The organism is Sporolactobacillus laevolacticus DSM 442 (assembly GCF_000497245.1).
Lineage (GTDB): Bacteria > Bacillota > Bacilli > Bacillales > Sporolactobacillaceae > Sporolactobacillus > Sporolactobacillus laevolacticus.
On the sequence record NZ_AWTC01000003.1, the window covers coordinates 160,404 to 185,181 of the forward strand.

The following is a 24,778-nucleotide window of genomic DNA, read 5'->3' on the forward strand; positions in this document are numbered from 1 at the left end:
GGAGTACAGTGAAAAAAATAGTTCATAAGACCCCTGGTTGGTAAAGTAAGAGGAGACTTGTCAAACATTCGTGAGGATCAGAAACCTATCTGTGAAATTTAATTACACGATATGTAATAATTGATGACAAAAAATTCGTTCAAATGTCTAGACAACCTGAACCTTTTGTGCAAAAATGACAGAATAGTAGATAAATAACGAAAACATGAGAGGAGGATTAATCGTTAAAAAGGTAATATCGAGTAAAATATGGTTTTAATCGTTCACAGCATTCTTCTTTTATTCTTAGTTAATTGGGGGAGAGGACTATTATGTTAGGATTTCTTCAAAGAATTGGGAAGTCATTGATGCTTCCAATCGCTGCACTGCCTGCAGCTGCCTTGCTTTTGCGGTTAGGTCAGCCGGATCTACTGAACATTCCGTTTATCGCTGCTGCAGGAAATGCAGTCTTTTCAAATCTCGCTCTGATTTTCGCGATTGGTATTGCCGTCGGTTTTGCCAAGGATAATAATGGGGCTGCTGCATTAGCTGGAGCAATGGGATTCTTTGTCCTGAGCGCATGTGCAACGGCATTGAATAAAACGATTAACTTAGGTGTTCTTGGCGGGATCATCGCAGGCATAATTGCCGGAATGCTGTACAATCGCTACCATAATATTAAGCTGCCTGACTGGTTGGCCTTCTTTGGCGGCCGACGATTTGTTCCGATTGTCACTTCAGGAACAATGCTCGTCCTAGGCTTTGCTTTCGGGTACATATGGCCATTTGTCCAGCTTGGCATCTCCCATCTAGCAACATGGATTTATGATGCCGGCGTTTTTGGAGCAGCGATCTACGGTTTGCTCAACCGCTTGCTTCTACCGCTTGGCTTGCATCATGTGATCAATACATTAGTTTGGTTTGAGTTTGGGACGTATAAAGGTTTCCATGGTGAAATTACAAGATTCCTTAATGGAGATCCACATGCCGGCCTTCTTCTTTCAGGGTATTTTCCAATCATGATGTTTGGTTTACCTGCAGCTTGCTTCGCGATGATCGCGGCGGCAAAGAAAGAACGCCGCAAAGCAGTAAGCGGCATGCTTATCGGTATTGCACTTACCTCTTTTGTAACTGGTGTTACAGAACCCATTGAATTTTCATTTATGTTCCTAGCCCCTGTGCTCTACGTCATTCATGCGCTGTTGACGGCGCTCTCGATGGCGGTGACGTACGCACTTGGCATTCATGATGGCTTTGGTTTTTCTGCCGGCGCGATCGATTACATTATCAACTATCGGATTGCACAAAAACCCCTCTTGCTGCTGATCGTCGGTATTATCTTTGCTGCAATTTATTTTGTCGTCTTCTATTTTGCCATCATATGGTTCAATCTTAAGACTCCGGGTCGTGAGGACGATGATGATCTTGTGGAAGGAAGTGTAGACAGTACAGCAGATGTTGATACTAATGATAAGTATGAAGTGATGGCTGCACGGTTTATCAAAGACATCGGAGGTAAGGAAAATATTACCAATGTTGATAACTGCACGACTCGTCTTCGTTTGACGGTTGCGGATTCACAAATTGCTGATAGTACTGCAATTAAACATCATGGTGCACATGGTGTAGTAAAACTGAATAAAAAGAATCTGCAGATCATCGTTGGCACAGATGTGGAGTTTGTTGCTGATGCAATGAAGAAATTAATGAAATCCAATGCCGCTTTAAATGCAAAGCCAACGGTTGAATCGGCTGTGCCGGAACTAGCCACAGTATCTGTAGGCGCAGAAGCCTTTTGCTCGCCGATTTCAGGAACTTTGCTGCCGATTACGGATGTTCCAGATAAAGTGTTCTCCGAAAAGATGATGGGTGACGGCTTTGCAATCGATCCCTCTGAAGGTATCGTGTTATCACCGGTTGATGGAAAAGTAAGCGGTGTGTTCCCAACAAAGCATGCGGTTGGGCTTACAAGTAGTGAAGGTTTGGAAGTATTGATTCATGTCGGGGTGGATACAGTTAAACTGAACGGTGAAGGGTTCACTAATTTTGTAAAGGAAGGAGATGCCGTGGTGAAAGGTCAGAAACTAATCACCTTTGATATTCCTTCTATTAAAGATAAGGTTCCTTCACTGATCAGCCCGGTCATCTTTACGAACCTTGATCCTTCAAAGCATGTTGAACTAAAGATAAGCGGAAAAGTAGGCGCAAACGAGGCGGATATTATCGCTTTTGATTAACTACCCAATGTAATGAATGCAAAGGTCCACACAGTAAATGTGTGGACCTTTGTCAGGTAAAACGATCATAAATAATAAGAAACGAAGGATTGATCATTTTGAAACAGCTTTTCTGAAGAAGAACGATTGGCGGTGTTCCCACGGACGAGATTGCCAACGTTTTAAGGCGAACAGACCTCTGAACCATTCATCTGCTCCTTGAGCAAGCCAAATTCCGATCAATCCGAAACCAAAATGAACACCCAATAAATAACTCAATCCGACCGCGATCAGCCACATCGAAACAACGCCAATGACCACAGGAAAACGGACATCACCTGCTGATTTTAGTGACCCCATTAAAACGATATTGATTGCTCTTCCTGGTTCAGAAAAAAGATTGATCCAAAGCACAGGGAGCCCAATGACGATTATTGCCGATGTTGTTGTAAATAAGCCTAATATAACTACTCCTGAAAGAGCAATAATTATAGAAACAAGTGTCGATGAGGCCATCGCGATTATTACGGTTTTAATTCCGCGTTTATAGGCTTGTTCCGACTGCCCGCCTCCAATATAGCGAGCAATAAGAAGCTCGGTTCCTTGGGCAATCGCTACGGTAAAAAGAAAGCAGAGCATCGTGATATTTAGAATATAAATCCTCGCTGCAAGTGCACCGGTTCCAATCATGACAACGAATGCTGTAATGATTAATTGGGACAATTGATAGGAAAGCATCTCCCCTGCTGAAGGGACACCAATCGAAAGTAAATCATGGATATTCTTGCGACTGGCGCGATAGCAGTCCTTGAATGAAAATTTTACATTCAGCCTTTTCCAAATGACCAGTGAAAGTGCGACAATGGCAAACACGCGAGCGATAACCATTGCCCAGGATACACCACTGACTCCTGTAATCGGAAGACCAAAGGGACCGTTTGTTGCAATCACATTTCCGAGCACACTGATTCCATCCATAATAACGGTTATAATCATTGCATCTTTTGTGAATCCATGACTACGTAAAATCGCACTCATCGCAAGTGACAGTGATTCAAGAAAAAGTGATGCGCCGCAAATCCGGATAAACAAGAGTCCGTCTTGGAGAATCATCCCATGTAAATGGAACAACCCTAGGAAGTACTCGCCGAACAAGACGACAACAGCGGATACGATAACCCCGAACCAGAAATTCATAAAAAAGACAGAGTGTGCGATCTGTTCAGCACGTTGGTATTGTTTTGCACCCAGACTTTGACCGATTAGAATCGTTGCGCCAATTGAAGTCACATTAAAAATGAGGATGAAAAGACTTAACAGCTGATTTGCGACGCCGACGCCTGATGCCGCTGCGTCGGAGTAACGGCCAAGCATTAATGTTGCGATGATGCCCATCGCCATACGAAGCGCGATTTCAATAAAAATGGGCCAAGTGATTTTGAAAAGGGTTTGGGATTGATAATTAATTGTTTGTGTCTTCAAATATCAGACCAGTTACTGAAATGAATAAGATAAAATGCAAAATCACCTATCCGTTGCGGCTTGTTCAGCACTGGTGTTCACCTCACTTTTCAAAAAGTTCCAAATAGAGAAAACGATATACACGATTCATCAACGTATCATAAATCATTTTGAATTAAATGTAAACGGTTACTATTAATGATGATATAATAATTTTTGTAATGGAATGAGTGGAAGCGAGGGAATGCAATGGCAACTTTGTCTGATGTGGCACGGAAAGCTGTTGTTTCAAAAATGACGGTGTCACGAGTAATTAACCATCCTGAACAAGTTTCAGCCGAATTACGTCAATTAGTATATAACTCGATGAAAGAACTTAACTATGTACCTAATTATGCTGCACAGGCCCTTGTTCATAATCGAACTCAAGTGATTAAATTGCTCATTTTAGAAGAAATGGATACAACTGAACCATATTATATGAATTTGCTGGCTGGAATTGCGATAGAGCTCGACCAGCGCCATTACTCACTGCAGCTTGTGACTCGCAGTTCACACACCATTGGGAGATGTGATGGATTAATCGTTACGGGGATGCGCGAAACGGATTATGATCATATTATTTCTCATCTTGAGCAGCCTGTGATCTTGTTTGGGGAAAATAAAAAAGGTTATGACTATGTAGATGTTGATAATAAAAAGGGAATGCAAATGGTAACGGAACATATTTTAAATCATGGTTGTCAAAAAATCTTGTTTTACGGTATTGAAATTGACGAACCGTTCATGCGCTCAAGAATTGAAGGTTATGAAGAAACAATGAAGATGAAGCAGCTGTTACCTCAAATAAATCTGATGAAGAACAGTTCACATATCGCTCAATTTGAAGCAGAAAAAGTATTACAAAAAAATCACGAACGTATCGCCTTTGTCTGTGCATCGGATCGGTTAGGGATTGGCGTTGTTCATGCAGCTCAGAGGCTCGGCCTAAATATTCCTTATGATGTCATGGTGACTGGTTTTGACGGGGTATTTCTGGATCGCATCGCACAGCCAAAGTTAACGACTATTCGCCAACCCATTGTGGAGATGGGAAAAACGTGTGCTAAGCTATTACTTGATAAAATTGATCAGGACGGGATGAAACAAGGAAACCGAATATACAAGCCTGAACTAATCATCCGAAATTCTACAACAACTTAACTTGGTGTTGCTTTCATTTTTCATAATTCTTGTTTGATTTTTCTTTAATTGTTTGTAAATGTTTGGTCATCTTTTCTAAGTAAATAAACCTGCGACAATTGCGACTCATATTATTCAGGGTCGCCTTTATTATTTTTGTTAGCGGTAACAGAGCAATTGGTGATTGTTATCTTTGAAAGCGCATGATAATTTTAAGGAGTAAAGGAGGTGAGGTAAATGGATAAACCTTGGTGGCATAAAGCAATCGTGTATCAAATCTATCCAAAAAGTTTCAATGACACTAATGGAGACGGGATTGGCGACCTTCAAGGCATTGTAGAAAAGATGGATTATATTAAATCTTTGGGGGTTAATGTGATTTGGATTAATCCTATTTTTAAATCTCCTCAAGTAGACAATGGATATGATGTAAGTGATTATTATGCAATTGATCCGCAGTTCGGTACGGATGCTGAAATGGAGCAACTGATTGTTGAAGCGAAGAAGAGAAATCTTAAAGTCATTTTTGACTTAGTTGTTAATCATACATCGGATCAGCATCCGTGGTTTCAGGAAGCGAGAAAGAGTCTTGACAATCCGTACAGGGATTTCTATATCTGGCGAGATGGGAAGGATGGTAAAGAGCCGAATAACTGGGCGTCTTTCTTTGGCGGAAGTGTATGGGCTTATGAACCTTTAACCAAACAATACTATTTTCACTTGTTCGATAAGAAGATGCCGGATCTTAACTGGGAAAATCCTAGAGTCAGAACTGAAATCTACAAAATGGCAAGGTATTGGCTGGAAAAGGGGATTGACGGCTTCCGACTGGATGCAATCATTCACTTGGCTAAGGATCAGAGCTTTTGTGACTTTAATAATCCTGACCAAAATGAAGAGTTTGTGATTGCAGAGCCGTGTTATGCCAATTTACCAAAAGTACATGCGTTCATTCGTGAATTCAGTCAACAAATGAAACGAATGAAACCCGATTGTCTTTTAATTGGTGAAGCTGCTTCAGCAGATGTTGAATTAGCGAAACGATACACCAAACAAGACCGCAAAGAATTTGATTGTGTTATTTCATTCAAACATTTGGATGCGGTTACATTTAGCGGAGATACCCGACTTCCTAAAGAGTGGCAGGAAGAGAATTTTGATTTAATATCTTTTCGAAAAATAATGAAGCATTGGCAAGAAGAGCTATATAAAGAAGGATGGCCTGCGTTATTCCTAAATAACCATGATATGCCACGTATGCTCTCAAGATTTGGTGATCCGGGCTGCTATCGTAATGAACGTGCGAAGATGCTCGCAACACTCATGTACCTGCATTGGGGTATGCCATTTATCTTTCAAGGAGAAGAGATTGGTATGACCAGTTTAAAACTGGAACAAGTTGAAGATTATCATGATTCGGCACTTTCAGCATCAGCTGCTCATCTTCTGAAACTGGGGTATAGCTACGATCAGATGATGCAGCTTGTGTACTTTCGATCAAAACACACATCGCGCGGCGCGATGCAATGGGACACGAGTGCTTACTCCGGATTTTCTGAAATGCATCCATGGTTAGGGGTTAATAAGGACGATCATCAGGTCAATGTCCAACAGCAGGAGAATGATCCTAATTCTATTCTCAATTATTACCGCAGACTTTTGAAGATAAGAGCGAGTCATCAACTATTTGTTGAAGGACCATGTCGAATTCTAGATATAGAAAATCAATTGATCTATGCTTATGAACGTCAGGGAGTAGGGAAGACAGCTCTTGTCATCTGTAATTTTTCCAATCACCCGCAGTTACTGGAAATACCTGATCTGTCTTCATGGACGTGTTTACTGAATAACTTAGGAAAATTCAAGTGCGATGAAGTGAGTCGACTAGCGCCTTATGAGTGCTATGTGTTGATTAAAGAATGAAAAGGAGGATCAATAATGGAAAAATCAGCAATATATCATCAGCCGTGCAGTTCATACGCCTATCCTTATGATAAAGAAACAATGCATCTTAAAGTACGTTCTAAGAAAGACGATATCCAATCCGTAATTCTTGTCTACGGAGATCCGTATGAAAATGTTAAAATCGGCGAGAATTATCGATGGGTAAGTGGGCGAGTTGAAATGAAAAAGAGTGCGACGACCAGTCTTCATGATTATTGGTTTATTGCCGTTAAACCTGAGCATCGGCGTTTGCAGTATGCATTTGTTCTCACAGATTCAAATGGAGCGTCTGTCTTCTATGGGGATCGTGAATTCTTACCAAATGACCAGGTTACATTTTCAGTTCCCGATAACTTTTTTAAATTTCCATATATTCATGAAGTTGATTTGTTCAAAACACCAGAGTGGGTAAAGTCAACAGTATGGTATCAAATTTTTCCAGAGCGATTTGAAAATGGAGATCCCGATCGATCTCCAGAGAATGTATTGCCATGGGGTTCGAAAGATCCTGATCGAGATGATTTTTTTGGCGGCGATATTCAGGGAATTATTAATCGTTTAGATTATTTAAAAGATCTGGGAATTAGTGGTATTTACCTAAATCCAATCTTTAAATCACCTACAAATCATAAATATGATACTTTGGATTATTATACGGTTGATCCGCACTTCGGCGACAAAGAAACATTTCGTACATTAGTTCAAGAAGCTCATAAAAGAGGTATTCGGATCATGCTTGATGCCGTTTTTAATCATATCGGCAGTAAATCAAAGCAATGGCAGGATGTCATCGAAAATGAGCAGAAATCAGTCTACAAAAATTGGTTCCATATTCATTCATTCCCTGTACGCGATGGAGAAAATGGCAATTTTGATGGTAAACCGTCGCTATCTTTTGATGCTTTTGGGTTTACTACGACCATGCCGAAATTAAACACAGCGAACCCAGAGGTACAAAACTATTTATTAGACATTGCAACATATTGGATTAGAGAGTTTGATATCGATGGCTGGAGACTGGATGTCGCTAATGAAGTAGATCATGCTTTTTGGAAAAAGTTTCATCAGGCAGTCCTGAAAGAGAAAGAAGACTTGTATATTGTCGGTGAAATTTGGCATAATGCATGGAATTGGCTTCAAGGCGATGAATTTCACAGTGTGATGAACTATCCGTTAACAAAATCAATTATTAATTTCTTTATTGAAGATAAGACTGATTCTTCACAATTGATCAGCAGCCTGAATGAACACTTTATGAAATACAGTCAGAATGTCAATGAAGCGGCATTTAATCTTCTAGACAGTCATGACACAGCCCGAATTTTGACCTTGGCAAAAGGTGACGCTCAAAAAGTGAAGCAGGCACTTGCATTCTTGTTTGTACACACGGGTTCACCATGCATTTATTATGGAACAGAAGTTGGACTTGACGGCGGCAATGATCCGTTATGCCGTAAATGTATGATTTGGGATGAAGAGAAGCAAGACCTAGATATGCTTCAATTTACAAAGAAATTAATAAAGTTGCGCAATGACTATCACTCTATTCTTTCACAAGGGAGCATTAACTGGTTGGATACCAATGATTCCTCGAAGAAAGTACTGCACTTCAGTAGAGAAATAGGCAATCAGTCGTTGATTTTTATCTTTAATCATGGAGATAAGGAAGCCAGTGTTTCATTAAAAAAAGATCACTCATATACTGACATTTGGAATAGCAAGGAGATCGAAATGAAAAAAATCGACATTCCTGCACAGGGTTTTACCGTTCTCAAAACAGAATCCTGAGTGGTTTATATCCTGTTATCGGTAACATGAAAACAGTTATTGAAACCGTTTACAAATAGACCTTATAATACACTTGTAAGATCAAAGGGAGGGAAAGAGAAATGAAATACATCAAAAAAATAGTATCTGCTATCCTTATTTTTGGGCTCGTGTTCACACTGGCGGCATGTGGCTCAGGAGGATCAAGCGGCGGTAACGGTGCAAAAAAAACGTTGACCGTTTCCGTTGATTCAGCAAACGCAGCTTATGCTGAATTCGTGAACAGCATTAAAGGAAAGTTCGAAAAAGAAAATAACGTTACGGTTAAAGTTGTTAAGAAACCGATGTTCGATCAATTAACTGCACTGACTCTAGACGGACCAGCGGGTAAGGCTCCTGATGTCATGCTTGCTCCATATGATCGTGTTGGTGGTCTTGGTCAACAAGGTCAATTACTCGAAGTTGACAAGAGCATGCTCAACTTCCTCAATGAAAAAGGACATCGCCAAGTTCAATATGGAAAGAAATACTACGGTGTTCCGCTGACTATTGAAGCGCTAGTTCTGTACTACAACAAAGATTTGGTTAAGAAAGCCCCTACAACATTCAAAGATTTGGAAGCGTTAGCAAAAGACAAACGATTTGCGTTTTCATCTGAATCCGGCAAAAACACGGGTTTCCTGGTAAAATGGACTGATTTCTATTTTGCATACGGTCTTTATGCTGGTTACGGAGGTTATGTATTTGGCAATAACGGTGCCAATCCAAAGGATATTGGGCTGAACAATGATGGATCGCTTAAGGCATTGACTTATGCCACACATTGGTTCCAAAAAGTATGGCCTAAAGGTATGCAGGATGTGAAAGCTTCAGGCAATTTTGTAACCAATCAATTTGTTAAAGGAAAAGCCGGTGCAGTAATCGATGGACCATGGCAAGCATCCGTTTATAAGAAATCGAAAATTAATTTTGGAGTTGCCAAAATTCCAACATTGCCAAATGGTCAGGAATATAAACCATTCGCAGGTGGCAAGGCTTGGGTTGCTTCTGCCTACACAAAGAATCCTAGCCTCGCAAAGAAATGGCTGACGTATGCAACAAATGCAACGAATGCTTATAAGTTCTATAAAGATGCAAATGAAATTCCGGTCAATCCTGATGCACAAGCAAAGGTCAACAACGGCGAAGACGAGCTTGCAAAGGCTGTTATTCAGCAGTATGACTCATCCGTTCCAATGCCAAATATTCCAGAAATGGCTGAAGTATGGACAACAATGGAACCAGCTATGTTCAACTCTGCTTCAGGAAAAAAATCACCAAAACAAACTCTTGACGATGCTGTGTCTTCATTGCACAAAACAATCGCACAAAAATACAAAGATAAATAATTAAGCTTCGATCAAAGTGAGGGGAACACCATGGAAAGTCAAAATATTAAGAAAAAAAGTGTTAGGAAAGCAGGTTTGTTGTCCCTCATTCCCGGATTAGGACAAATGTATAATGGTCAGCAGCTAAAAGGATTTGCTTTTCTTGCTGTAACCATTGCATTTTTAATTGAACTTGTCACTATTGGGATACCTGCTTTTCAAGATTTTGTCACATTGGGAACGGTTCCAATTCGGGACCATTCCCTTTTCTTACTTGTAAAAGGAACATTACAAATCATTATCACCTTTGTCTTTTTGATGGTACTCATACTTAATGTGAGTGATGCAAGGCAAGTGGCTAAGCAATACAATACATTGGGCTATGTCAATCGTTCTGCACGCTCGATGTTAAAAAATATTTGGGAAAATGGATTTCCTTATTTGCTCACAATCCCTGCTTATTTTGTTATGTTATTTGTCATTGTGTTTCCGGTTTTGGTAACTCTATTGATGGCGTTTACAAATTATGATTTTTATCATATTCCTCCGGCAAAACTTATTGACTGGGTAGGGTTGCAGAATTTTGTAAATATGTTCTTTCTAAGTGCGTACCGTTCGACATTTGTGAGTGTGCTCGGCTGGACGATCATTTGGACGCTTCTGGCGACAACAGGACAAATTACTCTTGGTATACTGACAGCCGTGATCACAAATCAAAAGTTTATCATTGGCAAGAAATTTTTCCGCATCATTTTTCTTCTGCCTTGGGCGATACCGGCGTTTGTCACCATTATGAGCTTTTCAAACATGTTTAATGATAGTATTGGTGCGATCAATCAACAGGTCTTAGGTTTATTAAATTATATCCCATTCGTTCAAGTTTCAGACATACCATGGAAAACAGACCCGTTCTGGACGAAAACCGCATTGATTATGATTCAAACATGGCTAGGATTTCCTTATATATTTGTCATGGTGACAGGAGTATTGCAATCAATTCCAGATGATCTCTATGAAGCGGCCAATATCGATGGTGCTAACGCCATTCAGAAATTCACAAAAATTACACTGCCAATGATCTTGTTTGCCACTGCACCTGTGTTTATTACTCAATATACATTCAACTTTAACAATTTCTCGATTATCTATTTGTTCAACTCAGGAGGACCGGGAGATGTTGGCGGCGGTGCAGGTTCTACCGACATTTTGATCTCCTGGATTTACAAACTAACAACGGGAACATCACCTCAATATGCATTGGCTTCGGCAGTGACTATTGTCATATCAATTATTGTCATCGGTGTGTCATTACTCACTTTCAAGAAAACGCATGCTTTCAGTAATGAGGAGATGATGTAATATGAGAGGCATACTTAGCAGTACAAAATTTAATCGTTTTTTCAGTCGGTTCTTGACCTATCTGTTTCTGATCGTGCTCAGCATTATTATCATATACCCATTACTAATCACGGTTCAATCTGCATTTAACGCTAGTGATTTGACTGCATTTACACTCGATTTGCACATGCATTGGACATTGGCCAATTTTCAGCAACTTTTTACTCAGACCCTCTATCTGACGTGGTTTAAGAATACTATGATTATTGCAGTTTCAACGATGATTATTCAAGTCATCATTGTCACACTCGCAGGCTACACGTATAGTCGTTATCGATTTAAAGGAAGAAAAAATGGGTTAATCTTTTTTCTAGTCATTCAAATGGTTCCGACGATGGCAGCACTCACTGCATATTTCGTGCTTGGACTGATTATCAACGGTCTTGATCAATATTGGTTCCTAACTATGGTCTATGTTGGCGGGGGTATTCCAATGAATACCTGGTTGATGAAAGGCTACTTCGACACGATACCGCGTGATTTGGATGAATCCGCACGCATTGATGGTGCCGGTCACTTACGTATCTTATGGCAAATTAACTTACCACTAGCCATGCCAATGATTGCTGTTCAGGCACTTTGGGCATTTATGGGCCCATTTGGCGATTATTTGTTATCAGCGTTTCTACTTCGATCACCAGAAAATATGACGGTTGCTGTTGGACTACAGCAGTTCATCGCTGATCCGACCAATCAACGTGTTGCCATGTTCGCGGCGGGTTCGTTCCTAATCTCAATTCCAATCGTTATTTTATTTTTCCTCCTACAACGGAATTTCCAAAGCGGATTGACAGCAGGGGGAACGAAAGGATAATAATCGAGCGTATGATCATCGTAGTGGGTAAAAGAAATATAATGTGTGCAAGGTGAGAATGTGATGATAAAAGAAAAAGGATTCCCAATTAATTATCTCGTATCAATGAGTAGTCTGAAGCGCATTTTTGAGGAGCGAACTCGCTTTCAATGGTGGAAACTTGTCTTCTTGTTCCTGTTCATCAATGGATGCTTAATGATGCCGATTTCAATACATCTTTCATCGGTTACACAAGCTCCTTTATCATTGGTTGCACCGACCGTAGACCGGACAATTACTGGAAATGTTCGCTTGGATGGAGCGATTAAAGAAGGCGAATTAACAGGTGCTGCTGAAACTAAAAAAATGGTTGACAATCGTGTGGTTGTCGCTACGGATCCCAAAAATACGCTAAAGGTTTCAGGAAGTCGGTACCATCACAGCGTTAGTAGATATAAGAGTGTTTTAGTTTTCCAAAAACATCATTTGATTCTTACCGATCAAAACGGATATGGATTTGTGATCGACTATCCGAAACACAAGGATCTATCATTAACAGGACACAAGGATGGCGTTAAGATGCTTGTTTCCGAACTATGGATGGATCAATATAAGCCGATCTATGTAACTGTTGTATCACTGCTTAGTTTTGCAGCTTTGCTGGTTTCTAACATCATTCTTATGAGTGCCATGACCTTCATTCTATGGCTAACAAAGTATTCGAAGATATCGGATATTCGGTCGTTACGCGAAGCTGCAGCAATCGTAATTACGTCAGCAGGGTGGCCATCAATCGCAGCACTGTTTCTATCTTTGTTTTCATTCGATTATGGATCCCTTATTATGATTCAATCGATAGGGCTTGTTCTAGTTATTTCACTTGTATTTTGGAAAACTCATTTTCAAAACAACCGAAAAGTTATAAACCGGCATTTGACAGTACTAGGAGATGAGAGTAAATGAGCAATTTAAGGCTATTCGATATTGATGGGTGGAAACTAGCAACCCAACACCTAAATAAAGAGCACATCCGCTTGCAAGAGAGTATGACTTCTATCGGCAATGGCTATATGGGCATGAGAGGCAACTTTGAAGAAACTTATTCTGGTGATCACCACCAGGGAACGTATATTGCTGGAGTTTGGTATCCAGACAAAACACGGGTAGGCTGGTGGAAAAATGGTTATCCTGAGTATTTTGGCAAAGTGATTAACGCTGTGAATCTTATAGGGATTAAATTGTTCATTGATGGAGAAGAAGTGGATCTTTATCAAGATCAGATTGAGAATTTTTATCTTGAACTGAATATGCATGAAGGGATATTGCATCGTTCTTACTTTGTCTCAAAAAATAATAAAAAAGTTAAAGTTAAGACAGAACGTTTTTTGAGTGCTGTAAACAAAGAAATTTGTGCTATACGTTTTCAAGTAACTGCATTAACGGAAAATGTTACAGTCAAAATGGTTCCGTTCCTTGATGCTCATGTACGAAATGAAGATTCGAATTATGACGAAATGTTCTGGTTAGAGACTGATCGAAAGTCTTACGAAGACTATTCAGGTCTTACGGTTAGAACCATTGATAATTCATTTGGTGTTCCTGTTTTCTCGGTTTGCGCCTCAATGGGTATACAAACGGACCAACAAGCAGAAAAAACAATTTTTCAAAAAAATCTATATGTAGCTCATGAGTACACGTATCATCTGAAAATCGGTGAAAAGGCGACGTTGGATAAGCTCATTACAGTGACAACAAGCAGAGATTATGATCAATCCTTGCTGATGACTCGCGCAGAAGAATTGTTAGCTCAAGCGTTGTCCCATGGATATAATGAGCTAAAAGAAGAGCATCGCTCAGCTTGGGAAGATCGATGGAATAAGGCGGATGTTTCCATTGAAGGGGATGATGAAGCACAGCAGGGGATTCGATTTAACCTGTTCCAGCTTTTTTCTACCTATTACGGAGAGGATGACCGTTTGAATATTGGACCTAAGGGTTTCACTGGTGAAAAATACGGTGGTGCCACATACTGGGATACGGAAGCCTATGCGGTTCCTTTATATCTGGCATTAGCAGATCCGAGTGTAACCAAGCAGCTGCTCCTTTATCGATATAAGCAATTAGATGGTGCTTATCACAATGCGAAACAGCAAGGATTACAAGGTGCTCTTTATCCAATGGTTACGTTCACTGGTGTGGAGTGTCATAACGAATGGGAAATTACTTTTGAAGAAATTCATCGAAATGGCGCCATCGCTTACGCTATTTACAATTATGTTAATTACACAGGTGATAAAGCTTATATTGAAGAGGCTGGTATTGACGTTCTGGTCGGGATTAGTCGTTTTTGGGCAGATCGGGTTCATTTTTCAGAACGTGCTCAAAAATATATGATTCATGGTGTCACCGGACCTAATGAATACGAAAATAACGTGAACAACAACTGGTATACAAATACGATGGCAGCTTGGACACTCGGGTATACAATTGACGCACTTGAATCGATCAGCAAAGAAAAATACAATACGCTAAATTTATCCGATCAGGAGATCGCTCATTGGAGAGATATTGTCTTGCGGATGTATTATCCGCAAGACAAAGAACTGGGCATTTTTGTCCAACATGATACATTTCTTGATAAAGACATTAAACCTGTATCTGCCATTCCTGCTGATCAACGCCCGATTAACCAGCACTGGTCATGGGATCGGATTCTTCGGTCGTGTTATATCAAACAAGCAGATGTTCTTCAGGGCTTATACTTTTTGAATGATCACTATACTATAGAAGAAAAAGAGAAGAACTTTGATTTTTACGAACCGCTCACTGTTCATGAATCCAGTTTGTCGGCGTGCGTCCATGCGATTTTGGCCGCGGAGCTTGGTAAGAAAGATAAAGCACTCGAACTTTATCAGCGAACAGCAAGACTAGATCTAGACAATTATAATAATGATACCGAAGATGGGTTGCATATCACATCGATGACTGGGAGCTGGCTTGCGATTGTTCAAGGATTTGCAGGGATGAGAACTTATGGTGAAAAACTGTCGTTATCGCCTTTCCTACCTGATGGCTGGACATCCTATGCTTTCAAAATTAATTACCGCAGCCGTTTAATCAAAGTGAATGTTACGGGTAAGCGAATCACTTTGGAATTACTGTCAGGAGATCCATTACCAATCACAGTCTATGGGCAGCATATTAATCTTGATCATCAATTTGCGGTTAACATTCCTGATCATGAGGAGCGTGTAGATGATGCAAGCAGTACTCTTTGATTTGGATGGTGTAATTACTGACACTGCAAAATATCATTTTCAGGCATGGAAACGTCTTGCATCAACGCTTGGTATTTCAATAGATGAGCGGTTTAATGAACGACTCAAGGGTGTTTCACGAATGGATTCACTCAAAAGGATCCTAGAATATGGTGGTCTGTCAAATCATCATTTTACATCGATTCAACTTGAACAGATGGCGGAACAAAAAAATAACGATTATAAGCAGTTAATCCAAGGGATTACACCCAAAGAGCTACTTCCTGGAATTAGTGAATTGTTAACAGCCTTACGGTCAAAAGGAATAAAAATTGCGCTTGCTTCTGCAAGTAAAAATGGCCCGTTTATTCTTGAACGACTGAAGATTGATACTTTCTTTGACTCAGTTGTTGATCCTGCCAAGCTCCAGAAAGGAAAACCAGATCCGGAAATATTTTTGACGGCAGCAGCGCAGTTAGGAATTGATCCAAAAGAATGTGCGGGTATTGAAGATTCTGTTGCAGGTATTGAATCCATCCTTGCTGCCGGAATGTTCGCTGTAGGTGTAGGCGTTCCAGAAAATATTGGTGCTCATTTTCGTGTTGCATCGACAACGGAATTGACCATAGACGCCCTGTTTTCTCATTTCAAGCATAGATAATAATAGAATTAAATGACCAAGTTCACAGGTCATAGCGCTGTATTCATAAGAGAGTATGAATACAGCTTTTTGGGATGATTATGATTAATTAGGTATGAATATTTAACATAAATTGAGAATCAGAGAGAGGAGGGGATCAATTGAATATTCAACAATTGATCGCAAATTATCCGGGTACATTATACAAAAAAATACCGTTTCAACCTGAAAGGGGAACAATCTATTTTTATAACAAACCATATTACATTGCCATTCCATTGGAAAAATTGACCGATCGAGAACGTATATTAATAGAAACGTTGCTTAGTGAAGAAACACCTCCAAATTATTCACCGGCTTCTCAATATTGGTATGATTTATTGATTAATGATCATGCATTCAACCATACAGATGAAAACAGGAAAATAAGAATCATTTATTTTCACCTAAACCTACCCTTGAATAACGCTGACCGGCTTGAATGGCATGATGCTTTGAAAGGGTTCTTTGATTCCAATACGTCATTTGTCTATCTCTCATCACAAAGAGGATTCATCGTTGAACAGACCGTACTACTCTCTGAGGGGGAATTAGATGCGATTGCCAATACTCTTGCGAATGATTTTACAGTAAAATGTTCCTTTCAAATAGGATTAAGGCATACGGTTTCACCACAACTCAAACAAATCTTCGTAGAGGAACTTCATCTGTTTGAAAAGACTATTGCAAAAGCTAATGTGAAGAATGTGACTTGTGTCGAATCCGAGCTTTTTTCACTGCTCAAACCCCATCTCAATAAATATTCCACCTTGGAAGACATACGTAAGATAATTGCTGAAGATGATACTTGGGTTACGATTATTCATGCCATCTGGGAATACCAGGAAAATATAAGCCTTGCAGCGAAACATTTGTATATGCACCGAAATACGCTTCAATATCGTATGGACAAGTTCTACGAAGCAACTGGAATTTCTCTTAGAAAGATGGATGGCTTAACCATCGCATATATGTCATCTCTATAAATAATTGGAAATTCTGATGAACTGAAAAATCCGAGAGAAGATGGTAGATTATCCTCTTCTGTCGGATTTAACATTGTGATCGCTTTTTCAGTGATTCATTAAATTTTTGTTAGTGATTTTTCGGTATCAGGATCAAAGAAATGAGTTTTATTGGCATCAAGCGCAAATTTAACTTTTTCTTGTGGCTGATATTGCGTACGTGCATTAACACGAGCCACGAATTGATGGCTGCCTACTTGGGAGTGAAGCATAAATTCTGCACCGGTTAATTCTGCGATGATGATGTTTGCGTGAATCACGCTATTAGGATTGGATTCAATAAATACAGGTTCGTCATGAATGTCCTCAGGACGGATTCCCATGATTATTGGATGATCAAGTACTCCATGACCGCGAAGCACTTTTAATTTTCCTTCAGGTATAAGGATGTCAATGCCATCACCGATAAAATGATTATCTTGAAGTTTTCCGTGGAAAAAGTTCATTGGCGGTGAACCAATGAAGCCGCCGACAAATAGATTTTCGGGATTGTCGTATACTTCTTTTGGGGTACCCACTTGTTGAATGACCCCATCTTTCATGACAACGATTCGGGAAGCCATTGTCATTGCTTCTGTTTGATCATGAGTAACATAAATCATGGTTGCTTGAAGTTCCTGATGAAGTTTACCAATTTCTGCACGCATTTGTACACGAAGTTTAGCATCGAGATTTGACAGCGGTTCGTCCATCAGAAAGACTTTTGCGTTACGAACGATTGCTCGGCCTAAAGCGACACGCTGTCTTTGCCCACCTGATAATGCCTTCGGCTTTCTGTCTAAGTACTCTTTAATTCCCAAAATTTCTGCAGCATGCTCTACACTTTTTTTAATTTCATCCTTGGGCACTTTACGCAACTTAAGCCCAAATGCCATGTTATCAAAAACAGTCATATGCGGGTAAAGTGCATAGTTTTGAAAAACCATTGCGATATCGCGATCCTTAGGGGTGACATCATTCATCTTTTTACCGTCAATGAATAATTCTCCTTTTGAAATATCCTCAAGTCCTGCAACCATGCGTAAAGTGGTAGATTTTCCACAGCCTGAAGGGCCAACAAAGACGATAAATTCTTTGTCAGCAATATTGAGGTTAAAATCGGTAACAGCAGTAACATCGTTATCGTAAATTTTATAAATATGTTGTAATGAAAGCTCAGCCAAATTTCCCACTTCCTTCTCATCTGATACTACCATTGTAGTGAAACCGGTTACAAATAGAAATGTCAAATTGTCTGATTCATTAAGGATTTTATTGGGCAGTTTGTATGGATCGGTGAGTTATGGCTCATTTTAATGCCTCTGTTACCGATAAAATTATGACAGGTGCTAAGTTTGGGATTATCGGATAATCATGAGACTCAATTGTAATTCGGATGAATAGTGTTAAATAAGCTCAATTTCTGTCAGAAAAAGAAGACTTATTGACTCTTGGAATAAGTTATTTGACCAAGTACAGTCTCGATCTGTGGAATAAGTTGATTCCACTCAACTGAAGGCAACTTACAGACCGTAAGAAAGTCGTTATAGCAAAACAAATTGTCAATACCATCGATTGCCATTAGATGTTTTAACAGTAGGGACTCTGGCTTCGATTCCTTTGTTATTTCAATTCGTCCGGCAAATATAGCCTGATCGGTAGTGAATTTTATGGCGTTTGGATTTGGTGTAGAAGTTGCTTTAAATTGCATCGTTGATTTCCTTTCCTGAGCAAGAATTTCTTCTTGTATTATATACATGTTTGCTGGGAAAGGCTCGTAAAGATTCTTGAAGGATGAAATACACCATGCAATCGGGTATACTGAATGTAGTCAGCGTGAGGAAGGAGGGGTTTAAATGGCTGAAAACAGTTCTAATGAAGAATTGAAAGATCGCGTACTCGAGGCACTGGAAGACGTTATCGATCCGGAACTTGGTGTGGATATTGTCAATCTCGGCCTTGTGTATGGTGTGGATATAGATGAAGAAAATAATGTAGTTGTGACGATGACTCTGACATTTATGGGATGTCCTCTCTCCGCTACGCTCTCCTACGATGTAAAGCGGACGCTTGGTGAAATTGAAGAAGTCAATGAAGTCGAAGTGAACTTTGTTTGGGATCCGCCGTGGACGAAAGAGCGTATGTCACGTTACGCGAGAATCGCGCTCGGGCTTTCAGAATAAAAGAAGTATTGATGAAATCAGAGTAGTAAGCATACCTTCCGCTCTGATTTTTTATTTGCACGGATGTTAATATTACGGATTTTACCTCATGGGTGATGATTGTAGTTGCCTAGGCATAGGATTGAAAGCAAACGCGCAACTGATACTTGGCACATCTTAGTGTTGGAGGAATGATCATGGAACAGGCATTAATCTTTGGCGGGCTCTCACCCTTTGGATTTCCTATATCGGAACGTCTTCTGGAAGAAGGCGTATATGTTATGTCCGTAAGTTCAGCTGTATCTACCAAGGAAGTGGAACAGGAGGAAGAGAACGAATTCTTTTTGGGGCGCAACGTATTGTTTCGTAGTGAACGACAAAAAGGAGAGAACAGCTTCGGGGGTATGGTTATTGCCGATACGTTCAGGTTGGATAGCGAACGAAATAAGGTATTAAAGGATAAGATAAGAAACACGCTAGCTTCCTCTACATCTATTCATAATCTCTTGTTTCTTTCTTCACTTGAGGTGCTCGGAGAATCTGACGCGTCGCTGCGAGATAAAGTACCGGTTCATCCTGTTTCGGCAATTGGAAATGCCGCAAATAAAATGGAACTTTTCTTTGTCCATTTGTTGCGGGAAATCAGGAGAAAAGAGGCCATCATTTTTCGCACTGATCTCAATCTGCTGGCGGATCGCAAAAAAGGGAAGTCTATTGCTGCACTTATAAACGGGTTATTGGAAATTGATCATGTAGGTCTTGATGTCGTGCATTATAAAAGTGGACAGCAGCCCGATGCACAAGTTAATGAAAAAATCAGGGGTCTGCTTCCGGATCGATACAAAACATGGCTGTAAGAGGATGTTCGAAAAGTCCGGAAAAAATTACCGGCGAATCTCTGTGTCAACTTGCTTTTCCGCTCCTCACGTATTATTCGCATACGCTCCGGTGCTCGAAGCTGCGTTTCCTTGACCTTCTTGCGACGCCCAGGATGGGCTAGTGCAGGCGTTGCAACAGGATGTTGCGTTCTTAGCCTGTAAACCNAGCTGCGTTTCCTTGACCTTCTTGCGACGCCCAGGATGGGCTAGTGCAGGCGTTGCAACAGGATGTTGCGTTCTTAGCCTGTAAACCTCTCCTTTGTCCTCCTTCTCGAACTGACTATGTAAGCACAGAAAAAGAACTGACGAGACCAGGAGGTTTTCTCGATCAGTTCTTCTTCGGTTCGAAGCTCATCATGATTTCTTAAAGAAGTTAAGCAATGGAGACAGTTGCTTGATTGCTGGTGCTGTCTGGTTGATGACGGTCATCAGCTGGCTTGCACCATTCATCATTTTACCTACGTCAATATGGCCATCCTGACCTAGAAATGGTTTTAAGAATCCAGGTTGGGCCGGTTGCATGGGTTGCATCGGCTGAGCTGGCGGCATTTGCATTCCGCTTGATTGCCAGCCACCGTTTTGATAGAATGCTTGTGGCGGCTGGAATGTTTGAGTCGGCTGAGCCGGCGGTATCTGTGAGCCGAACATCAGATAAGTAAAAGGATCAAAGTGACTGTCTCTTGGATTTGGGCCTGTTTGCATCAAGGTTTCCCCCCTTCACAATCTGGTGAATCGATAGATTTTCTTACTGTATCTTATGCCCTCAAGTGATTGAATGTGTGTTTCATTCGCCCGATGCGAAGGCGATTTCATGCATCCGACTGCCTCCTACGATCCGGACGTTTGTTGGACAAATGTTTTTTGATGTATTATATTGATACCAAGTCATTATATATACTGTTAAGTTTTTGAGAGGGGAATTGCGGATGTCCGCAGGAATATTGGGAATGGGCAAATTTGTTCCCGAACGTGTGGTTACAAATATCGATCTAGAGAAAGTTATGGACACTTCCGATGAATGGATTCGGACAAGAACAGGTATTGAAGAACGACGGATTGCTGATGATAATACGAATACATCGGATATGGCATTTGCGGCAGCCGAACAGGCAATAAAGAATGCCGGACTGACAGCCAAAGATATTGATCTGATTCTTGTCGCAACGGTCACACCGGATCATCCTTTTCCTTCAGTCGCTTGTATGTTGCAGGACAAATTAGGAGCCAGACATATTCCGGCGATGGATATAAGCGCAGCTTGCTCTGGCTTTATTTATGGAATGGTTACAGCAAAACAGTTTATTGATAACCGGACATTTCAACATGTTCTGGTTGTCGGTGTGGAAAAGCTTTCTAAGATTACTGACTGGGATGACCGAGGCACTGCCGTACTCTTCGGCGATGCGGCAGCAGCAGCGGTTATGGGCCAGGTTTCTGATGGTAAGGGGATCCTTTCCTTTGAATTAGGTGCTGATGGCAGCGGCGGCAAATATTTATATCAAGATGACAGGTTTATCAAGATGAATGGCCGGGAGGTCTTTAAATTTGCCGTTCGCCAGATGGGTGAGTCGGCTGTTAACGTTGTTGAAAAAGCCGGTCTCAAGAAAGAGGATATTGATTATTTGATTCCGCATCAAGCAAATATCCGGATTATGGAAGCTTCAAGAGAACGATTGGAGATTCCGGAAGACAAAATGATAAAAACGATTCAAAAATATGGGAATACGTCCGCATCTTCTATTCCGCTTGCTTTAATAGACGCAGTTGAAGAAGGGCAAATTAAAGATGGAGATCTACTCGTCATGGTAGGCTTTGGCGGCGGACTAACCTGGGGCGCCCTAACACTTAAATGGGGCAAATAACTTAAAGTGTGCAAAATGCATTTTTATATTCCTATTTTATAAGTTGGCAGTTATACCCTATAGTAAGGAGAGAATTGAATGAAAAGAAGAGTCGTTGTGACCGGATTAGGAGCGGTAACACCACTTGGCAACGATGTTGCGACTACTTGGACGAATGCGATTGCCGGCAAATCAGGCATTGGTATTGTTACACGGGTAAATCCCGATGATTTTCGGGCAAAGGTTGCTGGTGAAGTAAAAGATTTTGATCCTCAATTGTATGTTGATCGCAAAGAAGCAATTCGGATGGACCGCTTTTCTCAATTTGCTGTTGCGGCAGCGAAGATGGCGGTTAAAGATGCAGATTACACAATAGATGATTCAAATGCAGAACGGACGGGCGTCTGGATTGGATCGGGCATTGGTGGCATGGAAACCTATGAAAAAGAACTGCGTGTTGCTATTGAAAAAGGTTTTCGGCGTGTCAGCCCATTCTTTGTGCCGATGATGATTCCTGATATGGCGTCAGGACAGGTTTCCATTTTGCTCGGTACAAAGGGCATTAATTCATGTACTGTCACCGCTTGTGCGACAGGTACCGATTCGATCGGGAGTGCGTACAAGGCGATTCAGCGTGGAGACAATGATGCAATTCTTTGCGGGGGAAGTGAAGCCCCATTGACGAATATGTCATTCGCCGGTTTCTCATCAGCTCGCGCTCTTTCAACAAATCCAGATCCGAATAATGCTTGCCGCCCATTTGATAAAAATCGTGACGGATTTGTCATGGGTGAAGGCGCCGGTGTACTTCTCCTTGAATCACTGGAATCTGCCCAAAAACGCGGCGCGCATATCTATGCAGAAATTGCAGGTTATGGTGCCACTAGTGACGCATTCCATGTTACTCGGCCGGATCCGGATGGAAAAGGTGCCATCCGCGCTATGCAGATGGCTTTAGATGATGCTGATTTGTCCACTGACCAGGTGGATTACGTGAACGCTCATGGCACGAGCACAGATGCAAATGATTCAACGGAAACGAAAGCGATCAAAGCAGTGTTTGGTGAAGGAGCCTATGATTTGGCGATCAGTTCTACCAAATCGATGACTGGCCACTTGCTAGGAGCTTCAGGCGGTGTGGAAGCGATTCTCTCCATCAAAGCGATGGAAGAAGGAATTGTTCCTCCAACGATTAACTATGAGACTCCTGACGAAACTTGTGATTTGAACTATGTGCCAAATGAAGCATTGAAAAAAGATGTTAAAGTCGTACTCAGCAACTCATTTGGGTTCGGCGGACATAACGCGACGCTTGTATTTAAGAAATACGAAGCATAATGGAACAGATCATAGAAAAGTAATCCTAAGGATTTCAGGGATACTGTAGAACTAGAAGGGCATCATTCTTCACAAAAAGCGAAGAAATGATGCCCTTTTACTGTATGATTGTACCAACATGAAGAAGTTTGGAGCTATGTCGGTACAACAACCTCGATGATTTTTAGTTCCCGGTTATGAATTGATATTGAATAAGAGCCAAATTTCTTCTAAACTAACCCTATCATACTGTCTACAACAAATTAATGGAAACATTTAAAAATGAATAACGACGAGAATAGTAAATGATGTTGCTAACAGGCATTAGCTAATGTAAACGGTCAACGAAAGGCTGGTCCAACATGATTACGATAAAAAAGATTGCTGAAATTGTAGGGGTAAGCCCGACAACAGTTTCTAATGTCATTCATGAACGAAAGAATAAAGTATCAGCAGAGAACTATGAAAAGGTTAAGAAAGCATTGAGAGAAAATAATTATGTCTCTAATATGGGTGGGAGAATTTTAGGCCGTCACGGTTCGAAAATCATTGGTGTTATATTAAATTATTCCCGCCGTTCAGAGATCAATATTATTTCCGATCCATTTTTCAATCAGATTATTGGTTATTTGGAAGAGCAGATTCGCATGAATGGCTATTTTATGATGCTGTATACTTCAGGAAGTGTGTCGGAAAGTCTGAAACTTACTTCTGCATGGGATATTGAAGGATTGGTGATTTTAGGTGCACTTCCTGAGGATGCCGAGAAATTCATTCAACAGACGCAGAAACCAATCGCTTTTATTGATACATACGTTGATGAAAAAAAGATCAACAAGGATTATATTAACATCGGACTTAAAGATTTTGAGGGCGGTTATGATGTGACAAACTATCTGATTGAACTAGGTCATCAGAAGATTGGCTTTTGCGCTGACGGAAATCATTTATCCGGAGTTGATGAACAGCGGTTTGCTGGCTACAAACAAGCATTAACTGAGGCAAATATAAAATTTCATAATCATGATTTTTTCGGGTTGGATTACCACGTAAAGCAGCGCCATGATTACTTAGTCAATCTAGTTAGAACTCGTTTGAAGGACTATTCTGGTCTTGTATTTACTTCGGATTATCTTGCGGTGGATGCAATGAATATTTTTCAAGACAATGGTATTCGTATCCCTGAAGAGCTTTCAATAACAGGATTTGATCACAATATTTTTTCAGAACAATGTCGACCAAAATTAACAACTATAGGTCAAGATGTTCGACAAAAGGCGAAGTTAACCATTAAGTATTTGATGCGAGAGATTCATCAGAAAGCATCTGGAAAGACAAATATATTGCTGGACGTAGAACTTGTTATTCAAAACAGCACGGTACCTGTTTAATACACCAAGCCATTTCAAACGAGTAGACGAACACCGACTAAAATATGGTGGGTTTCAATATTGAAAACGCTTTAATTGTATGCTAATATAAGTTCCTAAAGGTGTCACGTAACACCTATAAAAAGAGAATAATAGTAAGCTT

Annotated in this window: 20 protein-coding genes; 16 read left to right on the top strand and 4 right to left on the bottom strand. The window is 40.5% G+C overall.

Translation table 11 applies throughout. The features are described from left to right. The first annotated feature begins 311 nt into the window (after positions 1-311). Entirely contained in the window at positions 312-2,216 is a 1,905-nt protein-coding gene (gene nagE / locus P343_RS23600) for an N-acetylglucosamine-specific PTS transporter subunit IIBC (protein WP_023509210.1), read from the top strand. Between the two features lie 93 nt (positions 2,217-2,309). Here the strand turns inward: nagE and P343_RS23605 are convergent, their stop codons facing one another. Beyond that, positions 2,310-3,677, bottom strand: a complete 1,368-nt coding sequence (locus tag P343_RS23605; RefSeq protein ID WP_023509211.1) for an MATE family efflux transporter — start codon at positions 3,675-3,677, stop codon at positions 2,310-2,312. A gap of 228 nt (positions 3,678-3,905) precedes the next feature. Between P343_RS23605 and P343_RS23610 the strand changes: the two genes are divergently transcribed. The 10 genes from P343_RS23610 to P343_RS23655 all read left to right on the top strand — a co-directional run bounded on the left by P343_RS23610 (position 3,906) and on the right by P343_RS23655 (position 17,029). Then, positions 3,906-4,859 carry a LacI family DNA-binding transcriptional regulator gene (locus P343_RS23610; protein ID WP_023509212.1) on the top strand — a complete coding sequence of 318 codons (954 nt, stop codon included), beginning with the start codon at positions 3,906-3,908 and terminating at the stop codon, positions 4,857-4,859. Positions 4,860-5,075: 216 nt separating this feature from the next. After that, complete coding sequence (locus P343_RS23615; RefSeq protein ID WP_023509213.1) at positions 5,076-6,761, top strand: glycoside hydrolase family 13 protein; 1,686 nt, start codon at positions 5,076-5,078, stop codon at positions 6,759-6,761. Positions 6,762-6,776: 15 nt separating this feature from the next. Then, positions 6,777-8,570: a glycoside hydrolase family 13 protein gene (locus P343_RS23620; RefSeq protein ID WP_023509214.1), complete on the top strand. Its 1,794-nt coding sequence runs from the start codon at positions 6,777-6,779 to the stop codon at positions 8,568-8,570. Between the two features lie 101 nt (positions 8,571-8,671). Further along, positions 8,672-9,937, top strand: coding sequence for an extracellular solute-binding protein (locus P343_RS23625; RefSeq protein ID WP_023509215.1), 1,266 nt, complete (start codon positions 8,672-8,674; stop codon positions 9,935-9,937). 30 nt (positions 9,938-9,967) lie between these two features. After that, positions 9,968-11,275, top strand: a complete 1,308-nt coding sequence (locus tag P343_RS23630; protein ID WP_023509216.1) for a carbohydrate ABC transporter permease — start codon at positions 9,968-9,970, stop codon at positions 11,273-11,275. Position 11,276: 1 nt separating this feature from the next. Continuing rightward, the gene (locus P343_RS23635) at positions 11,277-12,128 is read left to right on the top strand and encodes a sugar ABC transporter permease (protein ID WP_023509217.1); all 852 of its coding nucleotides are present in this window, start codon (positions 11,277-11,279) and stop codon (positions 12,126-12,128) included. A gap of 63 nt (positions 12,129-12,191) precedes the next feature. After that, a complete protein-coding gene (locus P343_RS23640; protein WP_023509218.1) occupies positions 12,192-13,070 on the top strand; it encodes a DUF1189 domain-containing protein in 879 nt (292 codons plus the stop codon). Then, positions 13,067-15,385 (top strand): glycoside hydrolase family 65 protein, encoded by a 2,319-nt coding sequence (locus P343_RS23645; RefSeq protein ID WP_023509219.1) that lies wholly within the window; start codon positions 13,067-13,069, stop codon positions 15,383-15,385. The genes P343_RS23640 and P343_RS23645 overlap by 4 nt, the downstream gene beginning before the upstream one ends. Next, the gene (pgmB, locus tag P343_RS23650; RefSeq protein ID WP_031263660.1) at positions 15,366-16,025 is read left to right on the top strand and encodes a beta-phosphoglucomutase; all 660 of its coding nucleotides are present in this window, start codon (positions 15,366-15,368) and stop codon (positions 16,023-16,025) included. The genes P343_RS23645 and pgmB overlap by 20 nt, the downstream gene beginning before the upstream one ends. 140 nt (positions 16,026-16,165) lie before the next feature. Further along, positions 16,166-17,029, top strand: a complete 864-nt coding sequence (locus tag P343_RS23655; RefSeq protein ID WP_023509221.1) for a helix-turn-helix domain-containing protein — start codon at positions 16,166-16,168, stop codon at positions 17,027-17,029. A gap of 98 nt (positions 17,030-17,127) precedes the next feature. On the opposite strand, the gene P343_RS23660 is transcribed toward P343_RS23655, so the two are convergent. Both P343_RS23660 and P343_RS37745 read right to left on the bottom strand, forming a co-directional pair. Further along, positions 17,128-18,231, bottom strand: a complete 1,104-nt coding sequence (locus P343_RS23660; protein ID WP_023509222.1) for an ABC transporter ATP-binding protein — start codon at positions 18,229-18,231, stop codon at positions 17,128-17,130. Positions 18,232-18,488: 257 nt separating this feature from the next. Next, positions 18,489-18,806, bottom strand: coding sequence for a NifU N-terminal domain-containing protein (locus P343_RS37745; RefSeq protein WP_023509223.1), 318 nt, complete (start codon positions 18,804-18,806; stop codon positions 18,489-18,491). Positions 18,807-18,903: 97 nt separating this feature from the next. On the opposite strand from P343_RS37745, the gene P343_RS23670 reads away from it, so the two are divergent. Together P343_RS23670 and P343_RS23675 are read left to right on the top strand one after the other, a co-directional pair. Further along, positions 18,904-19,230: a metal-sulfur cluster assembly factor gene (locus tag P343_RS23670; protein ID WP_023509224.1), complete on the top strand. Its 327-nt coding sequence runs from the start codon at positions 18,904-18,906 to the stop codon at positions 19,228-19,230. A 176-nt stretch (positions 19,231-19,406) separates the two neighbouring features. Further along, on the top strand, positions 19,407-20,066 hold the full coding sequence (locus P343_RS23675; RefSeq protein WP_023509225.1) for a hypothetical protein: 660 nt from the start codon (positions 19,407-19,409) through the stop codon (positions 20,064-20,066). Positions 20,067-20,441: 375 nt separating this feature from the next. Here P343_RS23675 and P343_RS23680 read toward each other — a convergent pair whose 3' ends face one another. Continuing rightward, the gene (locus P343_RS23680) at positions 20,442-20,789 is read right to left on the bottom strand and encodes a YppG family protein (protein ID WP_236620322.1); all 348 of its coding nucleotides are present in this window, start codon (positions 20,787-20,789) and stop codon (positions 20,442-20,444) included. Positions 20,790-21,013: 224 nt separating this feature from the next. Here P343_RS23680 and P343_RS23685 point away from each other — a divergent pair, with 224 nt between their 5' ends. From P343_RS23685 to P343_RS23695, 3 genes are all read left to right on the top strand, one after another. Further along, complete coding sequence (locus P343_RS23685; RefSeq protein WP_023509227.1) at positions 21,014-21,949, top strand: beta-ketoacyl-ACP synthase III; 936 nt, start codon at positions 21,014-21,016, stop codon at positions 21,947-21,949. Positions 21,950-22,027: 78 nt separating this feature from the next. Next, on the top strand, positions 22,028-23,266 hold the full coding sequence (gene fabF, locus P343_RS23690; RefSeq protein WP_023509228.1) for a beta-ketoacyl-ACP synthase II: 1,239 nt from the start codon (positions 22,028-22,030) through the stop codon (positions 23,264-23,266). Positions 23,267-23,607: 341 nt separating this feature from the next. Then, entirely contained in the window at positions 23,608-24,636 is a 1,029-nt protein-coding gene (locus tag P343_RS23695; RefSeq protein ID WP_023509229.1) for a LacI family DNA-binding transcriptional regulator, read from the top strand. The last annotated feature ends 142 nt before the right edge of the window (positions 24,637-24,778 follow it).